Source organism: Lysobacter yangpyeongensis (genome assembly GCF_042655745.1).
Taxonomy (GTDB): Bacteria; Pseudomonadota; Gammaproteobacteria; order Xanthomonadales; family Xanthomonadaceae; genus Agrilutibacter; species Agrilutibacter yangpyeongensis.
In genome coordinates, this window is sequence record NZ_JBHSNM010000003.1 from 318,806 (window position 1) to 326,683 (window position 7,878).

A 7,878-nucleotide genomic window follows, 5' to 3' on the forward strand; every position below is an offset into this window, starting at 1 on the left:
CGAAGATGCTTCGGCCGTTGCGCCAGCTGCTTTTTCTGATGTTGCTGTGCGTACCGGCGATGACGTTCGCCGCACAGGCGCCCCGCGCATCGCAGGCAACGAAACCGCCCGGCGCCGCCATCGCCAGCGGGCATGCGTTGGCCACGCAGGCCGGGATGGAGATGATCCGCGCCGGCGGCAACGCCTTCGACGCGGCCGTCGCCGTGTCGGCGATGCTGTCGGTGGTCGAGCCGATCAGTTCCGGCATCGGCGGCGGCGGCTTCTTCCTGCTGCACGATGCAAAGAGCGGCCGCGATATCTTCGTCGATGCGCGCGAGACCGCGCCGGCGTCCGCGACGCCCGCCGCCTTCCTCGACGCCGGAGGCGAACTGGATCGCGACCGCGCCACCAACGGACCGTGGTCGGCCGGCATTCCGGGCCTGCCCGCGGCGCTGGTGCACCTGGCGAGCAAGTACGGCCGCTTGCCGCTGGCGACCTCGCTGGCGCCGGCGATCCGCGTGGCGCGCGAAGGCTTCCCGATCTACCCGCGCCTGGAAAAGGGCTATGCGAGCCGGCGCGCGGTGATGGAGCGCTATCGCGGCACGCGCGCGGTGTTCCTGGCCGATGGCACGCCACCGACCGTCGGTGAGGTCCTCAGGCAGCCCGAACTGGCGCACACGCTCGAACTGATCGCCGCGAAGGGTTTCGACGGCTTCTATCGCGGCGAAACCGCCGACAGGCTGCTGGCCGCGGTGAAGGAAGAAGGCGGGAGTTGGCGCGCGGACGAACTCGGCGGCTATCGCGTGAAGGAACGCGAACCGCTGCGGTTCCGCTACCGCGACTGGGAGATCACCACGGCGCCGCCGCCGTCGTCGGGTGGCGTGGCGCTCGCGGAAATCCTGCAGGTGCTGGAAGGCTGGGATCTGGCCGCGCTCGACGATGCGCATCGCCATCACGTGGTCGTCGAAGCGATGCGCCGCGCCTACCGCGATCGCACCATCTACCTGGGAGATCCGGACTTCGTGAAGGTGCCGATGCGGCGCCTGATGAGTCCCGACTATGCCGCCGGCCTGCGCGCGACCATCCATCCGGACAAGGCGACGCCCAGTGCGCTGCTGTCGGGACAGCCCGCACCGCTCGAAGACGACGAGACCACGCATTTCTCCATCCTCGATGCCGAAGGCAATCGCGTGTCGGCGACGCAGACGGTGAACCTGCTGTACGGCTCGGGCATGGTGGCGCCCGGCACCGGCGTGCTGCTCAACGATGAGATGGACGACTTCGCCCTGCGGCCCGGCACGCCGAACGCATTCGGCGTGATGGGCTTCGCGGCCAATGCGCCGGAGCCGGGCAAGCGCATGCTCAGTTCCATGACGCCGAGCTTCATCGAGTCCGCGGACAAGCTCGCGGTGCTCGGTGCACCCGGCGGCAGCCGCATCATCACCGAAGTGCTGCTGGGGATCCTCGGTTACGACGCAGGCCTGAATGCGCAGCAGGTCGCCGCGCTCCCGCGGTTCCACCATCAATGGCTGCCCGACGTGATTTCCGCCGAGAAGGGGGCGATCGATCCGGCCACCGTGGCGGCGCTGCAGGCGATGGGGCACACGGTCAACGCGGCCGAGTCGACGTGGGGCAACCTGCAGACGGTGTCGTGGGACAAGCGCAGCGGCGTGCTCGAAGGCGGCTCCGATCCGCGCAATCCGGTCGGCAGCGCGGAAGTGCTGACGCGCGGCAAGCGTTGATCCGGCGCGCAGCGGCGCCCGCTTCGCGCGAGCTGCGATCGGGGCGATAATCCGCGCATCCCCCATCGGATGCGTGGCGATGAAACTCTGGTCCCTCACCGGCAACAGCCAGAAGCTCGACGGCGGCGCGATGTTCGGCAACGCGCCGCGCGCGATGTGGGAGAAGTGGTCGCCGCCGGATGCGCAGAACCGCATCGACCTGGCCTGCCGTGCGCTGTTGGCCACGCCGCTGGCCGGCAAGACGGTGCTGTTCGAAGCCGGCATCGGCGCCTTCTTCGAACCCAAGCTGCGCGAGCGCTACGGCGTGAACGAGGAGCGGCACGTGCTGCTCGATTCGTTGGCCGCGGCCGGATTCAAGCCGGAAGACATCGACGTCGTCGTGCTGTCGCACCTGCATTTCGACCATGCCGGGGGCGTGCTGGCGAAGTGGGAGGAGGGCGTCGCGCCGCGGCTGGTGTTCCCCAATGCCAGCTACGTCGTCGGGCGCGATCACTGGGAACGCGCGCGGCATCCGCATCCGCGCGACCGCGCGAGCTTCATCGCCGAACTGCCGGGACTGCTCGAAGCCACCGGCCGCCTCGAACTCGTCGCAGGCGCGCATTCGAAGCTGCTCGGCAACGCGGTGCGTTTCCACTACAGCGACGGCCACACGCCGGGGTTGATGCTTTCGGAGATCGTCGGCCCCGAGATGGTCGACGGCGATGCACACGGCGGGGTGGTGTTCTGCGCCGATCTCATCCCGGGGCGGCCGTGGGTCCACGTGCCGATCACGATGGGTTACGACCGCAACGCGGAACTGCTCATCGACGAGAAGAAGCAGTTCCTTGAGGACAAGCTCGCACGCAACGTGCATCTGTTCTTCACCCACGACCCCGGGTGCGCACTGGCGCAGGTGGTCAGGGACGAGAAGGGCCGGTTCGGCACGGCCCACGAAGTGGCCGAACTGCACGCGCGGGCATTGGCGGCATGATCCGCGTGGCCGCGCCGCGCGCCGTGCTCCTGGGAGTGGCAGCGCTGCTTGCGGCCGCGTTCGCCACGCCGGTGGCGGCGCAGACCGAGCCGGAAGATTTCCCCGACCCGGGCGCGCCGATCGTGGATCCCGACTTCAAGGTGGCCACGCGCGAATTCGGCCTCGATCGTCGCGTCGAGATGTACCAGTGGCGCATCGGCGAGGACGGCTACGAGCGGGTGTGGCATGGGGCGCTGATCGATTCCAGCGGCTTCGATGCGGCCCACGCCAATCCGCGCGCGCTGCCGCTGGAGAACCGCCGTTGGTGGGCGGAGAAGCCAACGCTCGACGGCAAGCCGCTCGATCCCGCGGTGCTGCGCACCCTGGGCGAATGGCGCACGTTGCGGCCCGGCTTCTCGCGGCTCCCGGCCAATCTGGCGGCGTCGTTCCAGCCCGAAGGCGAGGGCCTGGGCAGTGCCGAGAATCCGCTCGAACCGGAGATCGGCGACCTGCGCATCACCTGGCGCGAGCTGGTCCTGCCGCCGCTGGGCGGCAAGATCGTGTTGCGCGATGGCGTCTGGCGGCTGGCGGAGGATCCCGATGCGCCGCGGGTGAACACGCCACCGTCGGTATCGGCACAGCCGCAGCATGCCCAGCGCGTGTGGCCGTTCTTCGGCGGCGGCCTGGTGGTGGTTATCGCGGTGATGGTCGCCGCGCGTCGCCGGCGGCATCGTCACGGGAAGTAGCGCGCGGTCAGGCTTGCCGCGTGCCGAAGATCTTGTCGCCCGCGTCGCCCAGTCCCGGCAGGATGTAACCGACCTCGTTGAGGCGCTCGTCGATGGCGGCGGTGTAGATCTCGACGTCGGGATGGCGTGCTTCCAGTGCGCGCAGGCCTTCCGGTGCTGCGACCAGGAACAGCCCCTTGATGCGGCGGCAACCCGCGGCCTTGAGCATGTCGATGGTCGCGATCAGTGTGCCGCCGGTCGCCAGCATCGGGTCGAGGATGATCGCGGTGCGTTCGTCCATGCGTCCGGTGAGCTTTTCGTAGTAACCAATCGGTTGCAGAGTGCCTTCGTCGCGCTGCAGGCCGACCACGCCGACCTTTGCGGCCGGAATCAGCTCGAGCACGCCCGGCAGCATGCCCAGGCCCGCGCGCAGGATCGGGACCAATGTGACCTTGGCGCCCTTGATGCGCTGCGTGGCGACGGGGCCGGCCCAACCTTCGATGACGACGTCTTCGGTTTCCAGGTCTGCGGTCGCTTCATAGGTGAGCAGCGTGGCGACCTCGGAAGCAAGTTCGCGGAACTCCTTCGTGCTGATGCCGGCGGCGCGCATGAGGCCGAGCTTGTGCTTCACCAGGGGATGGCGGACTTCGATGATTTTCATGCGGCGCAGGTTAGCGCAGCGCTCTTGTTTTCGCTTCTCCCGTGCGCGGGGAGAAGGGCCCCCCCTGCGCGCGCGCCGCGTTTGATTCGCGCTTCTCCCCGCCGCGCGGGAGAAGCTGCCCGCAGGGCTGATGAGGGGCGGCGAGCGTAGCGAGTTGTTTCTGGCTTCAGCAAAAATGCAAAAGCAACAGCAGCTCGCGCTCGCGCCCCCTCACCCGCCTTCGGCACCCGCTCCACGCAGGCGGGGAGAGGGGACGCAACAGCACACCGTTTCGACTCGCTTCTCCCACCTGTGTGCGCATCCAGAAACAGAAAGGCCGGCAAGAGCCGGCCTTCCGGAGCGCAAATCGGGGGAGGGAAACGCGCTCAGGCCGCAGCCGCCTGCTGCGCACGCGGGCCTTCTTTCAGCGCGCGGGCGACCATGCCGACCAGCAGGTCGATTTCCTCGCTGGTGATGCCGAAGGTCGGGGTGAAGCGCAGCGAATTGACCCCGCCGTGGATCACGCCGATGCCGTGCTCGCGCAGCCATTCTTCGGTCGAGCCCGCGCCGTAGCACTTGAACTCGTTCGACAGCTCGCACGAGAACAGCAGGCCGGTACCCTGGACCTTGGTGATCATGCCGCCGAGCTCGGCCTTCAGCTGCTCGAGCTTGTCGGTCGCTTCCTTGCCCTTGGCGCGGATGTTCTCGCGCAGTTGCGGCGTGACCTGCTTGAGCACCGCCACCGCGACGTCGAGCGCGCGCGGGTTGGTGGTCATGGTGTTGCCGTACAGGCCCTTCTTGTAGATCTCGCCCACGCGCTTGCTCACGGCCAGCACCGACAGCGGGTACTGGCCGGCGTTGAGCGCCTTGGAGTAGGTCTCCATGTCCGGCGCTTCGACGTTCTCGAAGCCGGGGTAGTCGATGATCGACAGCACGCCATTGGCGCGCAGGCCGGCCTGGATCGAGTCGACCAGCAGCAGCGAGCCGTGGGTCTTGGTGAGCTCGCGCGCGGCGTTGTAGAACGCCACCGGCACGCTGCGGCCCGGGTCGCCTTCGCCCATCACCGGCTCGAGGAACATCGCCTCGATGAACCAGCCGTTGGCATCGGCGTCGGCGAACACCTTCTTCAGCGCGTCGATGTCATACGGCTCGACGGTCAGCACGGTGTCTTCGCCGCGGAAGCTGGCGAGATGCTGCATGTAGGTCTTGCGCGTGGAATCCGAGTACAGCGCCGGACGCTCGGTGCGGCCGTGGAAGCTGCCCTTGACCACCAGGCGCCTGATCGCGCGGCCGGCGTGCTTCGCGCCGGCGTCGGTCATGGTCTTGGCGTTGGCATCGACGATGCGCGAGGCCAGCGAAACCGACTCCGAACCGGAGTTCAGGCACAGGAACTTTTCGTACGGGCACGCGCCGCGGTTCAGGCCGATGGCGGCGCGGATCGCCTGCTCGAAGCGCAGCTGCGACAGCGACGGGGTCATGATGTTGGCCATCGCCTGCGGCTTGGCCATCGCCGCGATCACGGCCTTGGGCGCGTGGCCGAAGCCGAGCATGCCGTAGCCGCCCGAATCGTGGAGGACCGCGCCCTTGAGCGTGACGATCCACGGGCCGCGGGCGGTGAGGGCGACGTACGGGTTCACGCCGTCGTCCGGGTAGAAGTTGACGTAGCCGGCCTGCACGGCGCGCAGCTGCGCGTCTTCGTCCAGGTCGAGCAGGTCGGCGAAGTCGGCCTTGATGGCTTCGTATTCGGCCACGGCGGCGTCGATGGCCTCCACCAGGTCGGGGTGCGAGGCGGCGAAGCGGGCGATGACCCCGTCATCGAGACCCACGGTGCGGCGCTTGCCGGCATGGGCGCGCAGGGGCGCGAGTTTGTCGGTAACGGCTGCCATGGGAGTCTCCGGGTCTGGGGCCAATCCGACCTATTATCGGGATTAATTCGTCGATCGGTAGTACGGATTTGGACGAAATAATCGTATATTTCGTCAATCCGACGAATCAGGCCGCGCTTTTGTGAAGATCACCGCCTCCGACCAGCAGTTGCTGACCGTGCTGCGCGAGAACGCGCGCGCGTCCACCGCCGAGATCGCGCGCCGGCTGAAGCTGTCGCGGACCACGGTCCAGAGCCGCATCGAGCGTCTCGAGCGGGAGGGCGTGATCGGCGGCTACACGGTGCGGGTCAACGATGCGGCCGAACGCAGCCACATCCGCGCCCACATCATGATCACCGTGCTGCCCAAGCAGATGGCGGCCGTGGTCGAGGCGCTGCGCGCCATGCCCGAGGTGCGCGCGCTGCACTCGGTCAGCGGGCCGTTCGACCTGATGGCGATGGGCGTGGTGCCGACCGCGGCCGAGATGGACGAGCTGACCGACCGGATCGGCGCCATCGACGGCGTCGAGCGGACGACGTCCTCGATCATCCTGTCGGCCAAGTTCGAACGCTGACGGGCGCGCCGGCCCAACGCCCTACAATTGCCGATTCTTTTGCGCGCCATCGCCTTGAAGAAGTCCGATTTCCATTACGACCTGCCGCCGGAGCTGATCGCCCAGGCGCCACTGCCGCAACGTTCGGCCAGCCGCCTGCTGGTGGTGCCGCCCGGCGATGCCGCGTTCCAGGACCGCACCTTCCGGGAGTTGCCATCGCTGCTGCGCGAAGGCGACCTGCTGGTGTTCAACGACACGCGGGTGATTCCCGCGCGCCTGTTCGGGCAGAAGGCGACTGGCGGCCGCGTCGAGATACTGATCGAGCGCCTGCTCGGCGGCAGCGATGCCCGCGTGCAACTGGGTGTGAGCAAGTCGCCCAAGCCGGGCGCGCGCATCGCGCTGGACGCGGGCGGCGAGCTGGAAGTGCTGGGCCGCGAAGGCGAGTTCTATCTGGTCCGCTTCCATGTGCACGAATCGCTGGAACAGTGGCTGTTGCACGCGGGGCGCCTGCCGCTGCCGCCTTATATCCAGCGGGAACCGGGCGCGAACGACGACGAGCGCTACCAGACCGTATTCGCGCGCGAAGTCGGTGCCGTCGCGGCGCCGACGGCGGGCCTGCATTTCGACGATGCGCTGCTCGATGCCTTGCGCGCGAAGGGCGTGCAGTTCGGCCATGTCACGCTGCACGTGGGCGCGGGCACGTTCCAGCCGGTGCGCGTGGACGACCTTGCCCAGCACGTGATGCACAGCGAGTGGCTCAACGTCGGGGCGGAACTGGTCGAGAAGATCCGGCGCACGCGCGAGGCGGGCGGGCGCGTGGTGGCCGTGGGCACGACCGTGGTGCGCGCGCTGGAAAGCGCGACGCGCCCGAATGAGGCCGGCGATCGCGAGTTGCGGCCCTTCGCCGGCGAGACCCGGTTGTTCATTCTGCCCGGCTATCGCATCCGCTCGGTCGATGCGCTGATCACCAATTTCCATCTGCCGGAAAGCACGCTGCTGATGCTGGTGTCGGCGTTTGCCGGCAAGGAGCGCATGTTCGCGGCGTATGAGCATGCGATCCGGGATCGGTACCGGTTTTTCTCGTATGGCGATGCGATGTTGTTGTTTCCGCATTAGGTCGTGATTCCCGCGAAGGCGGGAATCCAGTGTCTTTCGGTACGTACTGCAGAACAGTCCGAAGGGCAGTGGAAATTTGAGTCGTCATTCCCGCGAAAGCGGGAATCCAGTGTCTTTCGGTACGTGGCGCAATAAGTCCGAAGAGCAAAGTCGCTGGATTCCCGCTTTCGCGGGAATGACGAGCAACAGCAACAGCAACAGCAACAGCAACAGCAACAGCAACAGCAACAGCAACAGCAACAGCAACAGCAACAGCAACAGCAACAGCAACAGCAACAGCAACAGCAACAGCAACAGCAACAGCAACAG

The 7,878-nt window shown here is 67.6% G+C and carries 8 protein-coding genes; 5 read left to right on the forward strand and 3 right to left on the reverse strand.

What is annotated here, in order from left to right:
- The first annotated feature begins 5 nt into the window (after positions 1-5).
- The 3 genes from ggt (at position 6) to ACFPN1_RS11875 (ending at position 3,416) form a co-directional block, all read left to right on the forward strand.
- Positions 6-1,721 carry a gamma-glutamyltransferase gene (gene ggt, locus ACFPN1_RS11865; protein WP_386755262.1) on the forward strand — a complete coding sequence of 572 codons (1,716 nt, stop codon included), beginning with the start codon at positions 6-8 and terminating at the stop codon, positions 1,719-1,721.
- Positions 1,722-1,800: 79 nt separating this feature from the next.
- Entirely contained in the window at positions 1,801-2,691 is an 891-nt protein-coding gene (locus ACFPN1_RS11870) for an MBL fold metallo-hydrolase (protein ID WP_386755211.1), read from the forward strand.
- Positions 2,688-3,416: a TMEM43 family protein gene (locus tag ACFPN1_RS11875; protein WP_386755212.1), complete on the forward strand. Its 729-nt coding sequence runs from the start codon at positions 2,688-2,690 to the stop codon at positions 3,414-3,416. The genes ACFPN1_RS11870 and ACFPN1_RS11875 overlap by 4 nt, the downstream gene beginning before the upstream one ends.
- Positions 3,417-3,423: 7 nt before the next feature.
- Here ACFPN1_RS11875 and upp read toward each other — a convergent pair whose 3' ends face one another.
- Together upp and ACFPN1_RS11885 are read right to left on the reverse strand one after the other, a co-directional pair.
- Positions 3,424-4,056, reverse strand: a complete 633-nt coding sequence (gene upp, locus ACFPN1_RS11880; protein WP_386755213.1) for a uracil phosphoribosyltransferase — start codon at positions 4,054-4,056, stop codon at positions 3,424-3,426.
- A gap of 365 nt (positions 4,057-4,421) precedes the next feature.
- Positions 4,422-5,921, reverse strand: coding sequence for an aminotransferase class III-fold pyridoxal phosphate-dependent enzyme (locus ACFPN1_RS11885; RefSeq protein WP_386755214.1), 1,500 nt, complete (start codon positions 5,919-5,921; stop codon positions 4,422-4,424).
- 121 nt (positions 5,922-6,042) lie between these two features.
- Between ACFPN1_RS11885 and ACFPN1_RS11890 the strand changes: the two genes are divergently transcribed.
- Both ACFPN1_RS11890 and queA read left to right on the forward strand, forming a co-directional pair.
- Positions 6,043-6,474, forward strand: a complete 432-nt coding sequence (locus ACFPN1_RS11890; protein ID WP_386755215.1) for an Lrp/AsnC family transcriptional regulator — start codon at positions 6,043-6,045, stop codon at positions 6,472-6,474.
- A 54-nt stretch (positions 6,475-6,528) separates the two neighbouring features.
- Positions 6,529-7,569, forward strand: a complete 1,041-nt coding sequence (gene queA / locus ACFPN1_RS11895; RefSeq protein ID WP_386755217.1) for a tRNA preQ1(34) S-adenosylmethionine ribosyltransferase-isomerase QueA — start codon at positions 6,529-6,531, stop codon at positions 7,567-7,569.
- An 84-nt stretch (positions 7,570-7,653) separates the two neighbouring features.
- Here the strand turns inward: queA and ACFPN1_RS11900 are convergent.
- Positions 7,654-7,878 (reverse strand): hypothetical protein (locus tag ACFPN1_RS11900; protein WP_386755218.1); only part of this gene is annotated, 225 nt, incomplete at its 5' end.